18 protein-coding genes are annotated in these 19,283 nt (G+C 58.8%); 14 read left to right on the forward strand and 4 right to left on the reverse strand.

The genetic code is table 11. From position 1 onward, the window contains the following. Positions 1 to 19: 19 nt before the first annotated feature. Positions 20 to 1,111 (reverse strand): chorismate synthase, encoded by a 1,092-nt coding sequence (gene aroC / locus GKKCFE_RS18240; protein ID WP_139049418.1) that lies wholly within the window; start codon positions 1,109 to 1,111, stop codon positions 20 to 22. Positions 1,112 to 1,254: 143 nt separating this feature from the next. Between aroC and GKKCFE_RS18245 the strand changes: the two genes are divergently transcribed. After that, positions 1,255 to 2,220 carry an alpha/beta hydrolase gene (locus GKKCFE_RS18245; protein ID WP_445578055.1) on the forward strand — a complete coding sequence of 322 codons (966 nt, stop codon included), beginning with the start codon at positions 1,255 to 1,257 and terminating at the stop codon, positions 2,218 to 2,220. 99 nt (positions 2,221 to 2,319) lie between these two features. After that, positions 2,320 to 3,108, forward strand: coding sequence for a hypothetical protein (locus GKKCFE_RS18250; protein ID WP_047229624.1), 789 nt, complete (start codon positions 2,320 to 2,322; stop codon positions 3,106 to 3,108). 161 nt (positions 3,109 to 3,269) lie between these two features. Here GKKCFE_RS18250 and prmB read toward each other — a convergent pair whose 3' ends face one another. Then, the gene (prmB, locus tag GKKCFE_RS18255; RefSeq protein ID WP_047229625.1) at positions 3,270 to 4,178 is read right to left on the reverse strand and encodes a 50S ribosomal protein L3 N(5)-glutamine methyltransferase; all 909 of its coding nucleotides are present in this window, start codon (positions 4,176 to 4,178) and stop codon (positions 3,270 to 3,272) included. A 266-nt stretch (positions 4,179 to 4,444) separates the two neighbouring features. Between prmB and GKKCFE_RS18260 the strand changes: the two genes are divergently transcribed. The 5 genes from GKKCFE_RS18260 (at position 4,445) to GKKCFE_RS18280 (ending at position 7,218) form a co-directional block, all read left to right on the forward strand. Further along, on the forward strand, positions 4,445 to 5,035 hold the full coding sequence (locus GKKCFE_RS18260) for a cysteine hydrolase family protein (protein ID WP_188252403.1): 591 nt from the start codon (positions 4,445 to 4,447) through the stop codon (positions 5,033 to 5,035). A 131-nt stretch (positions 5,036 to 5,166) separates the two neighbouring features. Beyond that, positions 5,167 to 5,487, forward strand: coding sequence for a hypothetical protein (locus tag GKKCFE_RS18265; protein WP_047229627.1), 321 nt, complete (start codon positions 5,167 to 5,169; stop codon positions 5,485 to 5,487). A gap of 74 nt (positions 5,488 to 5,561) precedes the next feature. Further along, positions 5,562 to 6,119 (forward strand): Smr/MutS family protein, encoded by a 558-nt coding sequence (locus GKKCFE_RS18270; RefSeq protein ID WP_025214971.1) that lies wholly within the window; start codon positions 5,562 to 5,564, stop codon positions 6,117 to 6,119. A 77-nt stretch (positions 6,120 to 6,196) separates the two neighbouring features. Then, complete coding sequence (folE, locus tag GKKCFE_RS18275) at positions 6,197 to 6,742, forward strand: GTP cyclohydrolase I FolE (protein ID WP_003204506.1); 546 nt, start codon at positions 6,197 to 6,199, stop codon at positions 6,740 to 6,742. Between the two features lie 104 nt (positions 6,743 to 6,846). Then, complete coding sequence (locus tag GKKCFE_RS18280) at positions 6,847 to 7,218, forward strand: glutathione S-transferase N-terminal domain-containing protein (RefSeq protein WP_047229660.1); 372 nt, start codon at positions 6,847 to 6,849, stop codon at positions 7,216 to 7,218. A 143-nt stretch (positions 7,219 to 7,361) separates the two neighbouring features. On the opposite strand, the gene GKKCFE_RS18285 is transcribed toward GKKCFE_RS18280, so the two are convergent. Further along, positions 7,362 to 8,528, reverse strand: coding sequence for an aminotransferase-like domain-containing protein (locus GKKCFE_RS18285; RefSeq protein WP_188252402.1), 1,167 nt, complete (start codon positions 8,526 to 8,528; stop codon positions 7,362 to 7,364). 83 nt (positions 8,529 to 8,611) lie between these two features. Between GKKCFE_RS18285 and GKKCFE_RS18290 the strand changes: the two genes are divergently transcribed. The 5 genes from GKKCFE_RS18290 to GKKCFE_RS18310 all read left to right on the forward strand — a co-directional run bounded on the left by GKKCFE_RS18290 (position 8,612) and on the right by GKKCFE_RS18310 (position 16,959). Continuing rightward, complete coding sequence (locus GKKCFE_RS18290; RefSeq protein WP_188252401.1) at positions 8,612 to 9,043, forward strand: MarR family winged helix-turn-helix transcriptional regulator; 432 nt, start codon at positions 8,612 to 8,614, stop codon at positions 9,041 to 9,043. Between the two features lie 345 nt (positions 9,044 to 9,388). Continuing rightward, positions 9,389 to 10,738 (forward strand): NCS2 family permease, encoded by a 1,350-nt coding sequence (locus tag GKKCFE_RS18295; protein WP_076383799.1) that lies wholly within the window; start codon positions 9,389 to 9,391, stop codon positions 10,736 to 10,738. A gap of 63 nt (positions 10,739 to 10,801) precedes the next feature. Beyond that, entirely contained in the window at positions 10,802 to 11,431 is a 630-nt protein-coding gene (locus tag GKKCFE_RS18300) for a LysE family translocator (protein WP_047229631.1), read from the forward strand. A 138-nt stretch (positions 11,432 to 11,569) separates the two neighbouring features. Beyond that, on the forward strand, positions 11,570 to 15,286 hold the full coding sequence (locus GKKCFE_RS18305; protein WP_445576926.1) for a calcium-binding protein: 3,717 nt from the start codon (positions 11,570 to 11,572) through the stop codon (positions 15,284 to 15,286). 266 nt (positions 15,287 to 15,552) lie between these two features. After that, positions 15,553 to 16,959 (forward strand): hypothetical protein, encoded by a 1,407-nt coding sequence (locus GKKCFE_RS18310; RefSeq protein ID WP_188252399.1) that lies wholly within the window; start codon positions 15,553 to 15,555, stop codon positions 16,957 to 16,959. A gap of 97 nt (positions 16,960 to 17,056) precedes the next feature. Here the strand turns inward: GKKCFE_RS18310 and uraH are convergent, their stop codons facing one another. After that, positions 17,057 to 17,410, reverse strand: a complete 354-nt coding sequence (gene uraH, locus GKKCFE_RS18315; protein ID WP_188252398.1) for a hydroxyisourate hydrolase — start codon at positions 17,408 to 17,410, stop codon at positions 17,057 to 17,059. A gap of 412 nt (positions 17,411 to 17,822) precedes the next feature. On the opposite strand from uraH, the gene puuE reads away from it, so the two are divergent. Next, entirely contained in the window at positions 17,823 to 18,764 is a 942-nt protein-coding gene (gene puuE, locus GKKCFE_RS18320) for an allantoinase PuuE (RefSeq protein WP_076383794.1), read from the forward strand. Then, on the forward strand, positions 18,761 to 19,276 hold the full coding sequence (uraD, locus tag GKKCFE_RS18325) for a 2-oxo-4-hydroxy-4-carboxy-5-ureidoimidazoline decarboxylase (RefSeq protein ID WP_047229635.1): 516 nt from the start codon (positions 18,761 to 18,763) through the stop codon (positions 19,274 to 19,276). Before puuE ends, uraD begins: the two co-directional genes overlap by 4 nt. The last annotated feature ends 7 nt before the right edge of the window (positions 19,277 to 19,283 follow it).

Below are 19,283 nucleotides of genomic sequence, written 5' to 3' on the forward strand. Positions count from 1 at the left end.
GCGGTCGGCAGGTCAGCCATCAAAGCTGGCCCAGCACCGGGGTGCTGACTCGCACATCGGCGTTCTGGCCGCGATGACGCAGCAGGTGGTCCATCAGCACAATCGCCATCATCGCCTCGGCGATTGGCGTGGCGCGGATGCCGACGCACGGGTCATGACGGCCCTTGGTGATGACGTCCACCGGGTTGCCATGGATGTCGATGGAGCGCCCCGGCGTGGTGATGCTGGAGGTTGGCTTCAATGCCAGGTGCGCCACGATCGGCTGGCCCGAGGAAATGCCACCGAGGATGCCGCCAGCATTGTTGCTGAGGAAACCTTGCGGGGTCAGTTCGTCGCGGTGCTCGGTGCCACGCTGGGCGACACAAGCGAAACCGGCGCCGATTTCCACACCCTTCACCGCGTTGATGCTCATCAGCGCGTGGGCCAGTTCGGCGTCGAGACGGTCGAAGATCGGCTCGCCCAGGCCCGGCATCACACCTTCGGCCACCACGGTGATCTTCGCACCGACCGAATCCTGGTCGCGACGCAATTGGTCCATGTAGGCCTCAAGGGCCGGCACCTTGTCCGGGTCGGGGCAGAAGAAGGCATTCTGTTCCACCGAATCCCAGGTCTTGAACGGGATTTCGATGGGACCCAACTGGCTCATATAGCCACGAATCACGATGCCCTGGCTGGCCAGGTACTTCTTGGCAATCGCGCCGGCCGCCACGCGCATGGCGGTTTCCCGGGCCGAACTGCGGCCGCCGCCACGGTAGTCGCGCTCGCCGTATTTATGGTGGTAGGTGTAGTCGGCGTGGGCCGGGCGGAACAGATCCTTGATGGCCGAGTAGTCCTTGGACTTCTGGTCGGTGTTGCGGATCAGCAGGCCAATGGCGCAGCCGGTGGTGCGTCCTTCGAACACGCCGGAGAGGATTTCGACTTCATCGGCTTCCTGGCGCTGGGTGGTGTGGCGGCTGGTGCCCGGCTTGCGCCGGTCCAGGTCACGCTGCAGATCGTCCAGGGTAATCTCCAGGCCCGGCGGACAGCCGTCGACAATGGCGACCAACGCCGGGCCATGGCTTTCGCCCGCGGTGGTAACGGTGAACAGCTTGCCGTAGGTATTGCCGGACATGCAGGGTGCTCCGTGAAAAACGCTGAGAGACTCAACCTTGGATTCGTAGTGGGCGCCAGTATACGCAGGCTCCCCGACGAGTTCATCCTCGAACCTTATCGATGCCTGTCAGTCCAACCGGCACCTTCGTAACTAATGGCGTGATGATGTTAAAACTGCTTGCCTTGAGCCTTGCCCTGTTGACCGGCCTGCTTTCCAGCCTGGCCCAGGCCACCGTCCTGCAACGACCGATCAGCCTCGACACCGGCAACGGCGAGCTTTTCGGCTCGCTGCTGTTACCCAAATCCGACGCACCAGTGCCGGTTGTCCTGATCATTTCCGGGTCGGGTCCTACCGACCGTGACGGAAACAACCCCGACGGCGGGCGCAACGATAGCCTCAAGCGCCTGGCCTGGGTGCTGGCCAAGCACAACATTGCCAGCGTGCGCTATGACAAACGCGGGGTGGCCGCCAGCCTTGCGGCGACCCCGGACGAACGCAACCTGAGCGTCGAAGCCTACGTGGCCGACGCCGTGGCCTGGAGCCGCAAACTGGCTGCCGATCCGCGAATGGGTCCATTGATCCTGTTGGGTCATAGCGAAGGCGCACTGATCGCCAGTCTCGCAGCGCCCCAGGCCAATGCAGCTGCGGTCATCTCGCTGTGCGGCAGTGCCCGGCCGATCGACCAGGTGCTGCGTCAACAACTGAGCAGCCGCCTCCCTCCCCCCCTGATGGTGCGCGCCAATGAGCTGCTGGACAGCCTCAAGGCCGGTCGGCTCGACCCGAACGTGCCGCCGCAACTGCAGGTCATCTTTCGCCCTAGCGTGCAGCCCTACCTGATCTCGCTGTTCCGCCAGACGCCGGCCCAGGCTTTCGCGGCGCTGAAGATGCCAGCGTTGATTATCCAGGGCAGCCATGACATTCAAGTCAGCGTCGATGACGCCAGGCAGTTGCAAGCCGCCAAACCCGACGCCGAGCTGGCGCTGATCAAGGGCATGAACCATGTCATGCGCATCGTCCCCAACGACATGGAGCGGCAATTGGCCTCCTACAAAAATCCAAACCTGCCCCTGGCGGCCGAACTGGGTACGCACATTCTGGGTTTTATTAGCTCATTACCCGCTCGATAAGCGGTTTTTCCCCTCCAGTCCTGGCAAAAACGGCCGATAGACCGGTGTCGGACAGCGCCATGGCTGCCGACGGGCCGGCCTGGACAGGATTTTGCCGTTATGACTGACACTCAAACTTCACCCGACACCCCCGCCGAAACGCCCGCCGCTCCAGTGGCGGAGCTGCCTTGGGCGGATGTGCAGGCCGAGCACCATAAAATGCTCCGGCTGGCACCGCTCAAGACCGACCGTGCCACGGGTGCGCGGCCGCTGCGGTTTGTCGAATTCAGCTATGCCGAGCGCCACAGCAAGGAGCGCAGTTTGCTGCGCATGAGCATCCAGTTGCCGGGCCAGCGGGTGCGCAAGGAACAGAATCACCTGGACGTCTGGGCCGACCACGTCGATAAACGCCTGTATTTTTCCCCGGACAGCTTGCAGGTCGAGCCGCTGAACCGTGGCATTGGCCGCTTCCTCGCCGCACAGGGCATTACCTGGGCCAAGAAGCGCTGGTCGAGCTACCGGGTCGATGGCAGCGACCTGAATAACAAGGACGCGCTGAACGAAGACACCCGCCTGCGCCGCGACCACTTCCTGAAAGCCCATGGTTTCGAAGTGGTCTACGCCGACGCCCAGCACCTCAAAGGCAGCGTCAAGCCAGCCCAGGTTGGCAATCTGCTGGGGGACTGGAACACCGAAAAACTGCAGTTCGTGGAAATTCTCGAAGCCGCGCAGATGCTCCAGCAAGCCGAGCAGAACCTGGCGGAGCAGGAAGTCAAACTCAAGCAGCAGGAAGAAAAGGTCGCCAAGTTCAAACGCGAAGACAACGGCCTGCGTTTCACCATCACCTGCCTGGTGGCATTTGCCATGTTCCAGGCCGGGTTGTTGATCTGGATTGCGACGCGTAGCTAAGACTGAACACCGACTAACCCCTGTGGGAGCGAGCCTGCTCGCGATGGCGCCGTGTCAGCAGTCTTCAAACTGACTGACACCCCCTCATCGCGAGCAGGCTCGCTCCCACAGGTTTGCATCCTCGGTGACAGACCCGGGCGCGCCCGTCAGATCAATTGTCGTCAAACCCGCGAAGCAAACAACGCCTGATGCTGACGGCACTGTTCGGCGCTGAGCATGAACACACCATGCCCGCCGCGTTCGAAGTCCAGCCAGGCAAAATCGACTTCCGGATACAACGCCTCGACGTGGACCTGGCTGTTGCCCACCTCGACAATCAACAAACCCTTCTCGGTCAGATGGTCGGCGGCCTCGGCCAGCATCCGACGTACCAGGTTCAAGCCATCATCGCCACAGGCCAGGCCCAGCTCCGGCTCGTGCTGATACTCCTGGGGCATGTCGGCGAAATCTTCGGCATCGACATAGGGCGGGTTCGACACGATCAGGTCGAAACGCTGGCCCGGCAAGCCCTCGAAACCATCCCCCTGGACAGTGAACACGCGCTCGTCGACGCCGTGACGCTCGATGTTCTGGTTGGCCACTTCCAACGCTTCGAACGACAGGTCAGCCAGCACCACCTCCGCCTCGGGGAATTCGAAAGCGCACGCGATGCCGATGCAGCCGGAACCGGTGCAGAGGTCGAGAATCCGTGCCGGCTCCTGACCCAGCCAGGGCGCAAAACGGTTTTCGATCAGTTCACCAATGGGCGAGCGTGGAATGAGCACGCGCTCGTCGACGATGAAAGACATTCCGCAGAACCAGGCTTCACCCAGCAGGTAGGCCGCCGGGATGCGTTCGGCGATGCGTCGGCGCAGCAGGCGTTGCACATGGACCAGCTCTTCATCTTCGAGACGGCAGTCCAGGTAGCTATCGGCAATCTCCCACGGCAGATGCAACGCGCCCAACACCAGTTGCCGGGCTTCATCCCACGCATTGTCGGTGCCATGGCCGAAAAACAGATCCTCTCCATGGAAACGACTGACGGCCCAACGTATATGGTCGCGCAGGGTACGGAGACGGGAAGTGATCACGGCGGCAAACTCCAGAAAAAACGACTGGCGAGTCTACCAGCCAAACACTCCCCTCACCAAAGCACGCCTCAAACACACCTAAAACACGCACGAAAAAGGACGGGGCAGATGTAGGATTTATCCGTTTTTCGCGCTGACTATTGAACAAGACAGACATCTTGACAAGGCTGTAGGCCAGCAACGACGGCCCTTGCGATGGAAGCGATTCACAGAACCGCTCAGCCAGAGGAGAATGTCGCAAAAGCCCCACTCGAAGGAGCCCCAGAATGTCCGTTCCAAAAACGATGTTTCAACTCAGCGGTCGCGGTTACGCGGCGGCCAATCTGAGTCAAGCGACGCTGATCATCATCGATGCCCAGAAAGAATACCTCGCCGGCCCCCTGGCGTTGAGTAGCATGGATGCGGCGGTCGCGAACATCAAGCAATTGCTCGGCGCGGCCCGTGCTGCCGGCCGGCCGATCGTGCATGTGCGTCACCTGGGCACCCATGGCGGGCTGTTCGACCCACAGGGCGAACGCGGGGAGTTCATTAACGGCCTGGAACCCCAGGGCGACGAAACCGTGGTGGAAAAACTGCTGCCCAGCGCGTTTCACGGCACCGAACTGAAAAAGCGCCTGGAGGACCTCGGCCCCCTGGACCTGATCGTTTGTGGTTTCATGAGCCATTCCAGCGTCAGCACCACCGTGCGTGCCGCCAAGAACCTGGGCTTTCGTTGCACCTTGGTCGAAGACGCCTGCGCCACTCGCGATCTGCCGTACAAGGGCGGTGTCCTGAGCGCCGAACACGTGCACCAGACCGAAATGGCGATCATGGCGGACAACTTCGCCACCCTGGCCCTGACCCGCGATTTCATCTGACACCCCTTCGATAAGCGGCCCGTTGCGCCGCTTATCCGCAAAAGCCTCTCATTTGCCGCAATTGCCGTAGTGTCAGGAACAACCCGAACATCTTCCGGTCGAAGGGCCGATACCCATTGAGGAAGGTCGGAATGAAGTTATCCGATGGTTTTGACGCACGTCGCTTGCGGCCCAAAGGCCCGAGCAACTGGCGCTTGCGTTTCGGTGCCGCGCTCGCGGCGCTCCTGGCAACGCTCGGTGTACTGCTGTCGATGGCGGGCGCCGCCAGCCTGCTGGGTCGCCCGCCCGCCCTGGGCGAGTTGAACGCAACCCCGCTCGGCTCAACGATCATTCTGGTGATCGGCTTGCTGGTACTGCTGTTGGGCGTGTGGCTGTGGCGTCTTTGCCGCCGTCGGGCCCGCCAATCCCTGGAGCTGGCCATGGCTCCTCACTTGATGAAAAAGCACGACTGACCCGCCGCCCGACGTTTTGTCGCGCCGGATCCCGCAGGAGTTGGGTAAACTGGCCGGCCTTCGCGGAGGCTGACATGCAAGACGACGACTTTTCCCTGTTCAAAAGTGCAATCCAGGGTGTTAAACCGATCAAGCACGACCGTGCCGAAACCGGCAAACCCAAGGCGGATCGCGCACAAATCGCCAAGCTGCGCCAGGCCGCCACGGTGCGCACCGACGCCACCACCGTGGATGGCTTGTCCGACCAGTTCGTGATCGACGTAGGTCCTGAAGACGAGCTGATGTGGGCTCGCGACGGCGTTCAGGAAAGCCAGATGCGCAAGCTGAAGGTCGGCCAGATCCCCTTCGAAGGCAGCCTCGACCTGCACGGCATGACCGTGGAAAAGGCCCGGGAAACCCTCTGGGCCTTCTTGGCCGAAGCCACCAAATTCGAAATCCGCTGCGTGCGCGTCACCCACGGCAAGGCCGTGCGGCTGGACGGCAAGCGGCCGATGATCAAGAGCCACGTCAACACCTGGCTGCGCCAGCACCCGCAAGTGCTGGGCTTCACCTCCTGCCAGGCGAAACACGGTGGCGCCGGGGCGGTGTACGTGATGCTCAAGCGCACCATGATGGAAGGCCGCGACGAGTAGCACCCGATTGCCGAGCTTGCAGCGCCGTGTCCGCCACCGTACCCTTGCCCTTTGCGTAAAATCCCACAGGTAGTTTCATGTCTCTGGAACAGAATTACACCGCGATTCTCGGCCAACTGGGCGAGGACGTTTCCCGCGAGGGCCTGCTCGACACGCCCAAGCGCGCTGCCAAGGCCATGCAGTACCTCTGCCGCGGTTACGAACAGACCCTCGAAGAAGTCACCAACGGTGCCTTGTTCAGCTCCGACAACAGCGAAATGGTGCTGGTCAAGGACATCGAGTTGTACTCGCTGTGCGAGCACCATTTGCTGCCCTTCATCGGCAAGGCCCATGTGGCCTACATTCCGAGTGGCAAGGTGCTGGGGCTTTCGAAAGTCGCACGCATCGTCGACATGTACGCACGTCGCCTGCAGATCCAGGAAAACCTCAGCCGCCAGATCGCCGACGCGGTCCAGCAGGTGACCGGTGCCCTGGGCGTGGCGGTGGTGATCGAAGCCAAGCACATGTGCATGATGATGCGCGGTGTGGAAAAGCAGAACTCTTCGATGATCACCTCGGTGATGCTCGGCGAGTTCCGCGAAAACGCCGCGACCCGCAGCGAGTTCCTCAGCCTGATCAAGTAACCCCCCGCATGAAAAAAACCGGCATTGATCGCCGGTTTTTTTTCGCCCGTGAAAAATCAGGTAAGCTGCGCGCCCTCTTCTTCCCTGTCGTGAGGCTTAATACCGTGATCGTCAAAGCGCTGCGAGTTGGCCTGGGCCAGCTGATTATTTTCATCGACTTCATCACCCGCCCCGGCAAGAAGCAACGTCCGGCCGAAGCCCAGGCGCAAGTCAATCAGGCCGCCCGCAGCCTGACGCTCTATCAGTTCCACGCCTGCCCGTTCTGCGTGAAGACCCGCCGCACCCTGCACCGCCTCAACGTGCCGGTGGCCTTGCGGGATGCAAAAAACAACGAGCAGGATCGCCAGACGCTGCTGGAGCAAGGCGGCAAGATCAAAGTACCGTGCCTGCGCATCGAAGAGAACGGCGAAACCACCTGGATGTATGAGTCCAAGGTGATCATTGATTATCTGGATAAGCGGTTTGCGGCAGTCTGATAGTTTTACGGTGTATTTGCGGGCCCTATCGCGAGCAGGCTCGCTCCCACAATGGAACTGTGGATAACTGGGTTTTGTGATCGACTCTGAACCCTGTGGGAGCGAGCCTGCTCGCGATGGGGCCAGTCCAGTCACCACATAAGTCAGGCTGCTTTTACCGCCAAAGCCTCCCGCACCACCCCCGCCAACCGCTTAAGCCCCTCATCCAGCCGCGCCGGGTCGATGTGGCTGAAGTTCAACCGCAGGTGCCCCGGATGCTTGTCCGGCTCGGGAAAGAACGGCTCTCCCGGCATGAACGCGACGTCGGCAGCCAGCGCGGCGTCGAGCAAGGTGCGGGTGTCCAGCGGTTGCTTGAGGGTCAGCCAGAAAAACAGCCCGCCCTGAGGCACGTTCCAATGCGCGATATCGGAAAAATGTGTTTGCAGCGCCGCCTGGAACCGGTCGCGACGATCCCGGTAAAAATCCCTCAACTCGCTCAAATGGCTTTGGTACTGCTCGGTGTCGATCCATTGCAATGCCTGCCACTGACCGATGCGATTGGTGTGCAGGTCCGCCGACTGCTTGAGCCGCAGCAGGTGTGGGAACAGATCCTGGCTGGCGATCAGGTAACCCACACGTAGCCCGGGCAATAGGGTTTTCGACACAGTGCCGGTGTAGATCCAGCTGGCTTTCTTCAAGCGACTGACAATCGGCGTGGCGCTGCCGCCGTCGAAGGTCAGCTCACGGTAGGGCTCGTCTTCCACCAGGGTCACGCCAAACTCATCCAGCAGCGCCGCCACGGCATCGCGCTTGGTCTCGCTGTAGCGCACCGCCGAAGGGTTCTGGAAGGTGGGAATCAGGTAGATGAACGCGGGGCGATGCTGTTCCAACCGGGCTCGCAACTGTTTCAGATCAGGCCCATCGGCCTCCAGGGGCACCGTGATGCAGTCGGCGCCAAACAGCTGGAAAATCTGCAACGCGGCCAGGTAGGTCGGCGCTTCCAGCATGACTTGAGTGCCGACATCGATGTGCAGCTTGGCCGCCAGGTCGAGGGTTTGCTGGGAGCCGCTGACCACCAGCACCTGACTGGCTTCACACGCCAGGCCCAATGACCGCGCCTGTGCCGCCAGGGCTTCGCGCAAGGCCGGTTCACCTTCGCTCATGCCGTATTGGCCCATGGACACCGGCATGGCCGCCCATTCGACTTTCGGCAGCATGGCTTCGGCCGGCAGGCCACCGGCGAACGACATCACTTCAGGACGCTGCGCGGCGGCGAGGATTTCTCGAATCAAAGAACTTTTGAGGCGCGAAACACGTTCGGAAAAAGCCATAGGGGGTCACCTGTAGCGGGTCACTGAAAAAATGAGTCAAACTAGTTGACCGAAATTACTCCGACCTCTCTGGATACGTCAATATGCTTGACCTTAAAAACCCGGCCTCCCAGCAATTGGCTATGGAAGCGTTCTTCTTCGGTTACCAGGCGTTTACCGCCAAGGCCGATGAAATGCTTGAGCGTCGCGGGCTGAGCCGGGTGCATCAGCGCATCGTTTTTTTTATCGCCCGCTACCCATCCCTGAGCGTGAAGGAATTGCTGACGCTGCTTGGCGTGAGCAAACAGGCGTTGAACATGCCGTTGCGGCAGTTGATGGAAATGCACCTGGTGAACAGCGTCGCGTCCGAGACGGACAAGCGTAAGCGGCTGCTGGAACTGACGGCCGAGGGCGAGCGCTTCGAACAGGCGTTGCGTCGCGAGCAGGTGAAATTGCTGGAGCGGGTGTTTGCCGAGGCTGGGGAGGAGGCGGTGGATGGGTGGTTGGCGGTGAATCTGGCACTGGGCAAGGCCTAGGCTCAGATTGGCTTTGCCTGGACTGGCGCTATCGCGAGCAAGCTCGCTCCCACAGTGGGAGTGTGGTGAGCACATAATTTGTGTTTGACGGCGTTCCCCTGTGGGAGCGAGCTTGCTCGCGATAGCGCCCGCATGGGCGATATATCCCTATCGCCAGACATTTCGTCGACAACACAGAAAACATTATTTGCTTTATTTGTATACAAAAGCATAATTCGCTTCGTGCGAGTTCTTGACCATAAGGTCAAAAAACCTCGCCTGCCTTACCTGCCTCAAAGCAACGCCGCCACCCTCAGGGGGCGGGCGTGCTGGAAATAACAATAAAACTCTTGAGGAGTACTCGCTGTGGAAAGCCGCAAACCCGAAGCCCGGACGCTGGACCTCTCGCCGCCACTACGCACTGGCTGGCTGGAGCGCATCTTCAAACTCAGCTTGCATGGCACCACGGTGAAGACCGAGCTGATTGCCGGTCTGACGACCTTCATCACCATGGCCTACATCATTTTCGTCAACCCCAACATCATGGCCGACGCCGGCATTGATCACGGCGCCGCATTCGTCGCGACCTGCATCGCCGCCGCCCTGGGTTGCCTGTTGATGGGCCTGTACGCCAACTGGCCAGTGGGCCTGGCACCGGGCATGGGCCTGAACGCGTTTTTCACCTACACCGTGGTCGGCACCATGGGCTACAACTGGGAAACCGCATTGGGCGCGGTGTTTGTTTCCGGGGTGCTATTCATGTTCCTGACCCTGTCGCGGGTGCGTGAGTGGCTGCTCAACAGCATTCCGGTGAGCCTGCGTTATGCCATGGGTGCGGGAGTCGGGTTGTTCCTCGGACTAATCGGCCTGAAGACCGCCGGCATCGTCGTGGACAGCCCCGCTACCCTGATCAAGCTCGGCTCCCTGCACGAGCCCGGCCCGTTACTGGCTGCGGTGTGTTTCCTGATGATCGCCGTGCTCAGCTATCACCGCGTGTTCGGCGCGATCCTGATCAGCATCATCGCCGTGACCCTGGCCGGTTGGGGCCTGGGACTGGTGCAATACAACGGGGTCATGTCGACGCCTCCGAGCCTGGCGCCCACCTGGATGGCGATGGATGTGGTCGGCGTATTCAACGTCAGCATGATCAGCGTAGTGCTGGCCTTCCTGTTCGTGCACATGTTCGACACCGCCGGCACCCTGATGGGCGTTGCCCAGCGTGCCGGGCTGGTCAAACCTGATGGCAAGATCGAGAACCTGTCCAAGGCCTTGAAAGCCGACAGCGCCTCTAGCGTGTTCGGCGCCATGGTCGGCGTGCCGCCGGTAACCAGCTACGTGGAAAGCGCCGCCGGTGTCGCGGCGGGTGGCCGCACAGGGCTTACCGCCGTGACGGTCGGTGTGCTATTTATTGCCGCGATGTTCTTCGCACCCCTGGCCGGGATGATCCCCGCCTACGCTACCGCGGGTGCCTTGATCTATGTCGCCATGCTGATGATGGGGGGCATGGCCCACATCGAATGGGACGAAGCGACCGACAGCATCCCGGCCATCGTCACGGCCATCATGATGCCCCTGACCTTTTCGGTCGCCGACGGTATTGCGCTGGGCTTCATCACCTATGTGGTGCTTAAGGCCGGCACGGGTAAACACAAGGAAATTTCTGTCAGTCTGTGGGTGCTCTGCGCGATCTTCATCGCCAAGTTCATCTTCTTGTAGGCACGGGATTATTCATCAGCCTCACCCCGTCGGGTGAGGCGTTCTTGCATCAGGAGCAAAGCAATGAATCTGGAAACCTGGCTGTTGTTCAGCGGCGCCGCTCTGGTGGTGATCCTCATCCCCGGCCCACTGTCGCTGCTGATGATCGGCAACAGCCTGAACTATGGCCTGCGCCGTTCGTATCCGGCGTTCCTGGGTGGCGTGATCGCCTCGATTTGCCTGCTGAGCGCATCGGCGCTGGGGCTCGGTGCATTGTTGTTGGCGTCAGAGCAACTGTTCAGCGCCCTAAAGATGGTCGGCGCGTTGTATCTGTTTTACCTGGCCTGGCAGAGCTGGCAGCAATCGCGCCAGCCGTCCCAGGGTGCCGAAGTGCCCCAGGCCGCCGCCATCCCGCGCTTTCGCGCCCTGTTCGGCCGGGCATTCGTGCTGGGTGCCAGCAACCCCAAGGACATTCTGTTCTTCGCTGCTTTCCTGCCGCAGTTCTTGAGCGCCGAACAACCGTTCCTGCCGCAACTGCTGATCATGATCGCCACCTGGACCGTTCTTGACCTGCTCTGCAAGCTGGCTTACGGCCTCGGCGCCCACGGCGCGGCGCGGTATCTGCGAACGGGTAAAGGCCAGAGCTGGTTCAACCGCATCAGTGCAGGACTCTTTGGCGGTGCGGGCGCGGCCTCGTTGATGTCCACTCACTGAGTCCCTGATTTTGCGAAACAGCCTCATCTTTTACTCGAGGCTTTCGCAAAACGTAGAAACAACCCATCGATATACACCCCGCCAGGAAGCATCTTACATATAGGGCCGCTCAATCATCGTTGAACAAGGACGTTCACAATGGCCCAGATTTTCCAGCACGGCCCGGTGCCCGACGACTATGCCGTAGTCATTACCGACTTAGGCGTGCCTACAAATAAGCACACCATCGAAACACTCGATTTCAAGACTGCCGATGGGACGCAGCTGAGTTCGGAGCACAAACATAGACAAGCCCAACTCGAAATCGTCGATAAACTTTACGGCCCGCTGCACATCGGTTCCGTGACTGTCACCCGTTCAGCCCTGGATGCGTTAGGCGCAACCACCGATGGACAGCCGCTGAACGGCGACAATACTTTTTTCCGCAGCCTCAATCGTTTTTTCGTGAACTCGTTACAGTTCAACGCAAACAATATTGAAACACGGCTCAAACTGACCGCCGACGCCAACGACTATCGGCTGCCCACGTTGCTGTTTGAAATGGCGAGCCAGCGCTCACCCGCCGCGCCCCCATTATTGAGGCAAACGCCTGAAACACAGGCCGAACCTGCCAGCCATCGGAGAACACTGGAAAAACTCCTGAAATCGGCCCAAAGACTCGATATACAAGGGCTTAGTCATAGAGCATTCAGTTGGGCAAATACAACCAAGAGCAATATCCTCATCCCTACAGGGCTTGGACTTCAGGCCTTCGGAATCTATAGCGGTCTGCGCGGCCTGCAAGACGCCATCCGTAACAAGGACTCCTACCAGACCATTTTCAATGGGACCAGCGTGGCCGCCGAAGTCGCTTCAATCGGTGTCGAAGCTGCGGTGACCAGACAAGCCTCTCAGATGATCAGGGCCGGCCAACGTTCCCTTGAGGACTTTGCCAAAACGACCTTTGCCACGCGCCTCGCCCGTGGAAGTGGGCTGATTGCCAGCGTCCTGACACTTCCTTTCGATATCATCGCCGCGGTTGATTCTTTCAAGGCGGCTGCCCACGCCACTGGCAAAGAAGCCACCGATCACTATGTCAGCGCAGCCTTGAGCGTCACCAGCGCCGCGATGACCTTAACCATTGGCATAGCGGCGCTGGCGGGATTTGGTTCAGCCGGTCCTGCGGGCCTTGCCGCCGGACTTATCCTGGTGGTTGGCTCACAAATCTGGGGCGCGGTTCGTCAAGTCGATGACATCGACGACTACATAGAACTCACCGTACACGAGCGTCTGCGCACTGGTTGGTTGGCCTTCTGGGCAATGGGCCCTGATAAAGATATCCAGGATCGCTACACCATCGCCAAGGCTACCGCCGAACATACAAAGCTGCTGCAGGCCAATGCCTCGCACTTGCTCAAAGGCCCACTGAAAGACAGCACTGAGGCAATCGTAAACGGTACATTCACCGTGGAGCTTGAACCGGTGCCCTACAACACTTGGAACTGGTGGACCGGTGCCAGGTACCGGGCGACGACAGTCCGTCCGAAGATCAAAGACAACGACGACCGGATCGATGCGCGTAAAGGCGTTACGGCTCAGACGCCCGGCGCAGTCATTGAAACGTCGGCCGAACATAAAGCTATCCATTGGTACATCGGCGGCGGCAACGACATCGTTGAAGGCGTCGAAAACAAGCCAAACGTCTTTCACTACGGGGCGGGCGTTAAAAAACTGACCGGGGGCACAAAAGACGACGTGTTTATCTTTGAAGGCTCCACGGAAACCCTCAGTGAAACGTCAGCAAATAACCTGGTGGGTGGCTTGGGCAACGACACCGTGGTGTTGTCGGGCCGTAGCAGCAGTCATCAGGAGCCGCGTCTGGGTTACCAGGTCGACCTGGACGCCGGGCAAGTGTCCATCATCACTCAAAAAAGTCATGACACGCAGAGCAAGCCTCATCGCCATGCGGACCTTGAAAGCATTGAAAACGTAGAAATTCCCGAGGGCGGTGCCAACATCATCAAGGGGACAGCCGGCCCAAACATCATCAGGTCCCGCGGCAACGATTCAATCGACGCCGGCGCGGGAGATGACCGAATTTTCATTCTCAATGGAAATAACCGCAACGCAGACGGCGGACCGGGTGAAGATATCTATGCCATCGCTCATAAACCCGGCCACGTTTCCATCACCGAAAATGGTGTGGACAATAGCGTCATCGCGCTGGACTGGAGAGCTGACCTGATTGAAAGCTGGCGAATTGAAGACGGTCATCTGGTCATTACTTCATGCTTTGATGCAAGCGACCGGGAGTTGCGCAAAGTCACCATCAGGGAAGTCTATGAAGACTCTGCTTTTCCAAGAGCCTTACAAAACAACAGACTGACGTTCATCACCCAGGATGGCTACCATTTGGTGCCCGACCTGCCCGATACGATCGAATCCAGCAGCCCGCTCGACATTGAAACAGTTGTGGTGCAGCCAGGCACACCCCGCAACCCGGCTATCCTGCCTGATCGAAGCGAGCAGCCGATCAGCCATGACAAAGACACCAGCTACTATGTTTCACATCTCAATGAACTGACCGCACTCAAGGTCAAACACAAAAGCGAATTTTCCACCACCCTTCATCTGGACTACGCCAACGCCGAGCTGACCCGTATCGAGGCCTACTACAAGGCTCATGTCACTCAGAAAGATGAAGGGGACAGCATCAAATATGGCGAATGCGGCCTGACCTTGCACTTTGGTGTTCGCCAAGTCGTACTGAAAAATCTGGCAAGTTCCGATGAGCGCTATAGCGCGCAAAACGCAAAAACCGGTCGGCGTGCATTTTCCGCCCTCGGTTCGCATCATACTTTTATCCTCACCCTGAACGACGGCTCGTCGTACCGCGTGGTCCAACCCTCGCCCGACTATGGCCTGTTGCTGGACGAAACATTCATAGGTAAAGATCCGGTGGAATGGAAAACAGACGTTCCATTGCCATTGACGCCTACCAAAAAGAAATACGCCTATCTACAACCCTTGGACAAAAAACCTTATTACATGCGCAGCTGGGCAACCTGCGCCCTGCTGACATCGCCCACGGAACAAACGGGTATCGAAGTCCTGATTGGCGAAGGCGCCACCTACCTTGTTCACCTGAGCCCGAACATGACGCTACGCCTGTCCACGCCAGGTGCATTGGCCGGCGCCAATCCTCGGTTACCCCGTGCTTCCCTATGGGAGTTGGATGCCACGCGCCTGGGCCAAGTCGAGATAAAACTGTCCTCCAACCTGCTGCAAATAGGTGGAACGACCATCCATCTTCCCGTCTATGAAGCTGAAGACCTTGTCGACCCGATACGAGTCATCACTGCACAAGGCGTTGTTCATGCTGTCGACAGCCTGTTTGAGCGGGTTTATGTAGAAGCGCTTGATGGCCGGTATTTTGCCCCGCTCACCGACCCCAACATCCCATTGCCCAGCGAACTGTCGAGCCTGACATCCGAAGAACTGAAGGTTCTTCACGTTGCTGTCAAAGATGGGTCTCCCGGCACACTGAGCTACAACCTCAGAACCCGTAAATGGATCCTTGACACCGATAAGTCCCGAGTCATTGAGGCGGCGAACCTGAAAAAAACAGACCTGTGTGACCACGCCCTCAAGATCTATCAGGATCTGGCCCGCGAGGGGCTCAATCAGACGCCGCCCCTGGGTGATGACACACTTCGCCTGTTGCGGGAAAAGTGCGTGGAGCTGATAGAAAGCTTCACTTTGGACAACTCAGTGATGTTTGCGCGGGCGTTAGCGCTGAGCGCGGTCTTCGGCATAAGGCTCTCGCAATTGAGCTGGTTCCTCTCATTGGCTGAGGCGTCTCCCGAACCTACCTGACCTTGAAGAACGTCTTCGACGGTTTCTTTCACACGCCATACATATGTAGTGCACCTGTCTGCTGGTTTTCCACGAACATCCTGGAACCCAGGGCCTGTCAGCCTCCGGCTCTACGACAGGCCATTAGCTTGATACCTACTTGAATCATCAATATTCAAACTCAAGAGCAGACATTTTCAATGAGTCCAAGACGAAACACCCGACCCACGCTTACAAAGTCGTCCCCTGATACGCCTCACTCCAGTCGCGATACGTCACTGGACACAATGCTCGGCAATCCCCTGAGAGGCGCAGAAACCGATCAGGCGTCCGGCTCGCCAACCGGACGCCAAACTGAAGCGACTGAATCACAGCGCCCGACCGTTCAGGTATCCGAAATCGCATCCGCGACAGCCATCAGTGATGGCTCCCTGTCGGTATCGCTGGACAATTATTACCTTTCACCCGAGCTGGTGCCCCTGTTATCGGAGCCGGACGCAACCTCTGGGATCCGAACGTTCAAGACACGCACCTACGTTGAGCTTGCAGAGGGAGGGACGGTGCTGCTTGGACGCGATTCCGAACAGAACTACAGAGCCCGATCAGGCACTGAACTTGTTGCCTCCGGACCACGCCTGGAACAAGTGGAGGGCAGCCTTCTATGGCGTCCAACTGCGCACCGCGACGTGACGCACCACAGTGATTCCAATCTCCCGCCTACACGGGCATTCAGGAAAAACTGGGGGGTTGACCCAAGATTCACGCTGTCCGAATTGATCACCATAAACAATGTTCACTATAAGGTGGTGACACGTACCGACGCGCGAGAATCCCCGATCACCTACATTCAGTCACCCGCTCATCCCATCTATGATTTTGACTTGCTGGAAGCCACCCTCAGGCATATGCCTGACGAGCAACCCCGAGGCGCAATACAAGTTCCGCCGGACAACCATTGGGAAATTGACGCCAGGCTACCCTTTGAAAAAACACTGACGGCCTACGTCAGGGATTTTTTTCCAGAAGTCACGACCGTCACCCTGGAAAATATCGCAAGAAGGCAATTTGAACTCAGCAATGATTCGCCGTTCGCCGACTCTGCGGGTTTGACCGCACTCCGGCAGATTTACAGCAGTTGGGAAAACGCGACCCACTCGCCACATCCGCAATGGTCCGATCCACTGTTGATGCTTCCGATTCTTCCAACCTCTTCGGCGTCCCGAGGCGCTGCCCGCTCGATAGCCTTGCCTAACCCCTTCTCAACAGGAATATTGAATCGGTTGGATTTTGATCCCCTGCGGTTCCAGCGACAGTGGCTTCTTTATCTGACGTCGTACTCGCCAGTGGAATTCAAACGCTTTATGGCCGCCCTTCTGACGCGTAATGGCTATACAGTCATTGAGCCCAACTCTTTCAACAGTTTTCCCGCTTTGGTATTTCGCCGCACAGGGCATGACTATGTATTTTTCATGAGCCTGCACCGCACCAGAATTCCGAAGATTTCCCTCCCCATGTATATGGATCCCAAGACAGCCGAGCTGCGCCTGGAAACCCAGGTTGGCGGAGTCGCTGCGAAAGCCGTCAACGATGCCCACAGTGCCAATAAAATCATCTGGCTCAAGGGCGGTACTGAAATCCGTCCCGGCGTTGCAGACACGATTTTTATCATCCGGGATGACAATTCCAGGCTGTAAATACACGGCTCAAAAAAAAGCCCGCAGTGTGAGCGGGCGAAAAACCAAAGAAGCTACATGCGCAGTCGCTTCCAGGACAAGGCAACTGCTTGGGGGATCAGCTGCCTCGATACGTTGAGTAAGCGTAGGGCGAAATCAGCAGGGGCACGTGGTAATGCTCCTGCTCGGCCGAAATGCCGAAGCGCAGCACCACCACATCCAGGAACGCCGGCTCGGACAGCTGGATGCCACGGGCACGGTAGTAATCGCCGGCATGGAATTGAATCTGATAGACGCCGCTACGGTAGTCATCCCCTTGCAACAACGGTGCATCGCAACGGCCGTCGCTGTTGGTCAGCGCGCTGGCGAGCAATTGCAGTTGCGTACCTTCGACGCGGTACAGCTCGACTTTGATCGAGCTGCCCGGGCAGCCGTGCGCGGCATCCAAAACGTGAGTAGTCAAACGTCCCATTGATTGTGCGCGCCTCGCTGCAAGCAGTCCGGCCCGACGCCTCCTGAATCAGTTGAAAGACAGGCCGCACCGTTTCGGAGCACGAAACGCTGCGGCGATGAGCGAATTAAGACACTTTAAATAAAAATTGTACACAATAAAAAACAGAAATTTATCGCCTGCCATATTCGAGAAGGGTTCAGACCCGATCAGTAATAAAACCAACAGACACACAGGATTGTCATACCTTAGCTGACCAAATGGGCAGGTTTCTTGCAGTGTAGACACGCCAGAGGCAGCTGTGAAAAATGCAAAAAATCAGGCTTACAAAGTGCGCATAAAGTTGTATACAATCAACCCATCGCTGTGACGCCAGCCTGTGATTCATCGCCCAGGCGCCACCTACATGGTTCGAACAAGAAGGAAAACTGCAGTGAGCGCTGACTACCCACGCGACCTGATCGGTTACGGCAGTAACCCTCCCCATCCTCAGTGGCCGGGCAACGCCCGCATCGCCCTGTCCTTCGTGCTCAACTACGAGGAAGGCGGCGAGCGTAACGTGCTGCATGGCGACAAGGAGTCCGAAGCGTTTCTCTCGGAAATGGTTTCGGCGCAACCGCTGCAGGGCGAGCGCAACATGAGCATGGAATCGCTCTACGAATATGGCAGCCGCGCCGGTGTCTGGCGGATCCTCAAGCTGTTCAAGGAATTCGATATTCCGCTGACGATCTTCGCGGTGGCCATGGCTGCCCAGCGCCACCCGGATGTGATCCGTGCCATGGTCGCCGCCGGTCACGAGATCTGCAGCCATGGCTATCGCTGGATCGACTATCAATACATGGATGAAGCCCAGGAACGCGAGCACATGCTCGAAGCGATCCGTATCCTCACCGAAATCACCGGCGAACGTCCGTTGGGCTGGTACACCGGCCGCACAGGCCCCAACACCCGCCGGCTGGTCATGGAAGAAGGCGGTTTTCTCTATGACAGCGACACCTACGACGACGACCTGCCCTACTGGGAACCGAACACCCCCACCGGCAAGCCGCACCTGGTGATTCCGTACACCCTGGACACCAACGACATGCGCTTCACCCAGGTCCAGGGTTTCAACAAGGGCGACGATTTTTTCCAATACCTCAAGGATGCCTTCGACGTGCTGTATGCCGAAGGCAGCGAGGCGCCGAAGATGCTTTCCATCGGCCTGCACTGCCGCCTGATCGGCCGTCCTGCCCGTCTCGCGGCCCTCAAGCGGTTTCTTGAATACGCCAAGGGTCATGAGCAGGTCTGGTTCAGCCGTCGCGTCGACATCGCCCGCCACTGGCAGCAGACCCACCCACATCCGGGCGCTTTGAAATCAGGGGCTTCGAAATGACCGCATTCCAGACCCTCAAGCCTTCGACCTTGAGCCGCGAAGCGTTCGTCAAAGCCTTCGCCGACATCTACGAACATTCGCCATGGGTGGCCGAAAAGGCTTTCGACCTGGGCCAGGACCCATCGATCGACCAGATCGAAACCCTGCACCAGCGCATGAGCGACATCCTGCTGTGCGCCGATCACGCCAGCCAACTGGCGCTGATCAACGCACACCCGGACCTGGCCGGTAAAGCCGCCGTCCAGGGCCAACTGACCGAGGCCAGTACCAACGAACAGGCTGGCGCCGGTATTCACCAATGCTCGAGCGATGAGTTCCAACGCTTCACCGAGCTGAACGAGGCCTACAAAGCCAAGTTCAAGTTTCCCTTCATCATGGCGGTAAAAGGCAGCAACCGGCATCAGATCCTCGCGGCGTTCGAAACGCGCATTCACCACTCGGCAGATACCGAGTTCAAATGCGCGCTGGCAGAGATCAACAAGATCGCGTTGTTCCGATTACTGACTCTTTAGCAAGCAG

The organism is Pseudomonas sp. E141 (genome assembly GCF_052659885.1).

Bases quoted from the DNA above. Each gene is read 5' to 3' on its own strand.
- GKKCFE_RS18265 (WP_047229627.1), top strand. From the start codon at position 5,167: ATGAAGTTATCCGATGGTTTTGACGCACGTCGCTTGCGGCCCAAAGGC.
- GKKCFE_RS18250 (WP_047229624.1), top strand. From the start codon at position 2,320: ATGACTGACACTCAAACTTCACCCGACACCCCCGCCGAAACGCCCGCC.
- GKKCFE_RS18290 (WP_188252401.1), top strand. From the start codon at position 8,612: ATGCTTGACCTTAAAAACCCGGCCTCCCAGCAATTGGCTATGGAAGCG.
- GKKCFE_RS18270 (WP_025214971.1), top strand. From the start codon at position 5,562: ATGCAAGACGACGACTTTTCCCTGTTCAAAAGTGCAATCCAGGGTGTT.
- GKKCFE_RS18245 (WP_445578055.1), top strand. From the start codon at position 1,255: ATGATGTTAAAACTGCTTGCCTTGAGCCTTGCCCTGTTGACCGGCCTG.
- GKKCFE_RS18300 (WP_047229631.1), top strand. From the start codon at position 10,802: ATGAATCTGGAAACCTGGCTGTTGTTCAGCGGCGCCGCTCTGGTGGTG.
- GKKCFE_RS18310 (WP_188252399.1), top strand. From the start codon at position 15,553: ATGCTCGGCAATCCCCTGAGAGGCGCAGAAACCGATCAGGCGTCCGGC.
- uraH (WP_188252398.1), bottom strand. From the start codon at position 17,410: ATGGGACGTTTGACTACTCACGTTTTGGATGCCGCGCACGGCTGCCCG.
- aroC (WP_139049418.1), bottom strand. From the start codon at position 1,111: ATGTCCGGCAATACCTACGGCAAGCTGTTCACCGTTACCACCGCGGGC.
- uraD (WP_047229635.1), top strand. From the start codon at position 18,761: ATGACCGCATTCCAGACCCTCAAGCCTTCGACCTTGAGCCGCGAAGCG.
- GKKCFE_RS18260 (WP_188252403.1), top strand. From the start codon at position 4,445: ATGTCCGTTCCAAAAACGATGTTTCAACTCAGCGGTCGCGGTTACGCG.
- GKKCFE_RS18305 (WP_445576926.1), top strand. From the start codon at position 11,570: ATGGCCCAGATTTTCCAGCACGGCCCGGTGCCCGACGACTATGCCGTA.
- GKKCFE_RS18285 (WP_188252402.1), bottom strand. From the start codon at position 8,528: ATGGCTTTTTCCGAACGTGTTTCGCGCCTCAAAAGTTCTTTGATTCGA.
- folE (WP_003204506.1), top strand. From the start codon at position 6,197: ATGTCTCTGGAACAGAATTACACCGCGATTCTCGGCCAACTGGGCGAG.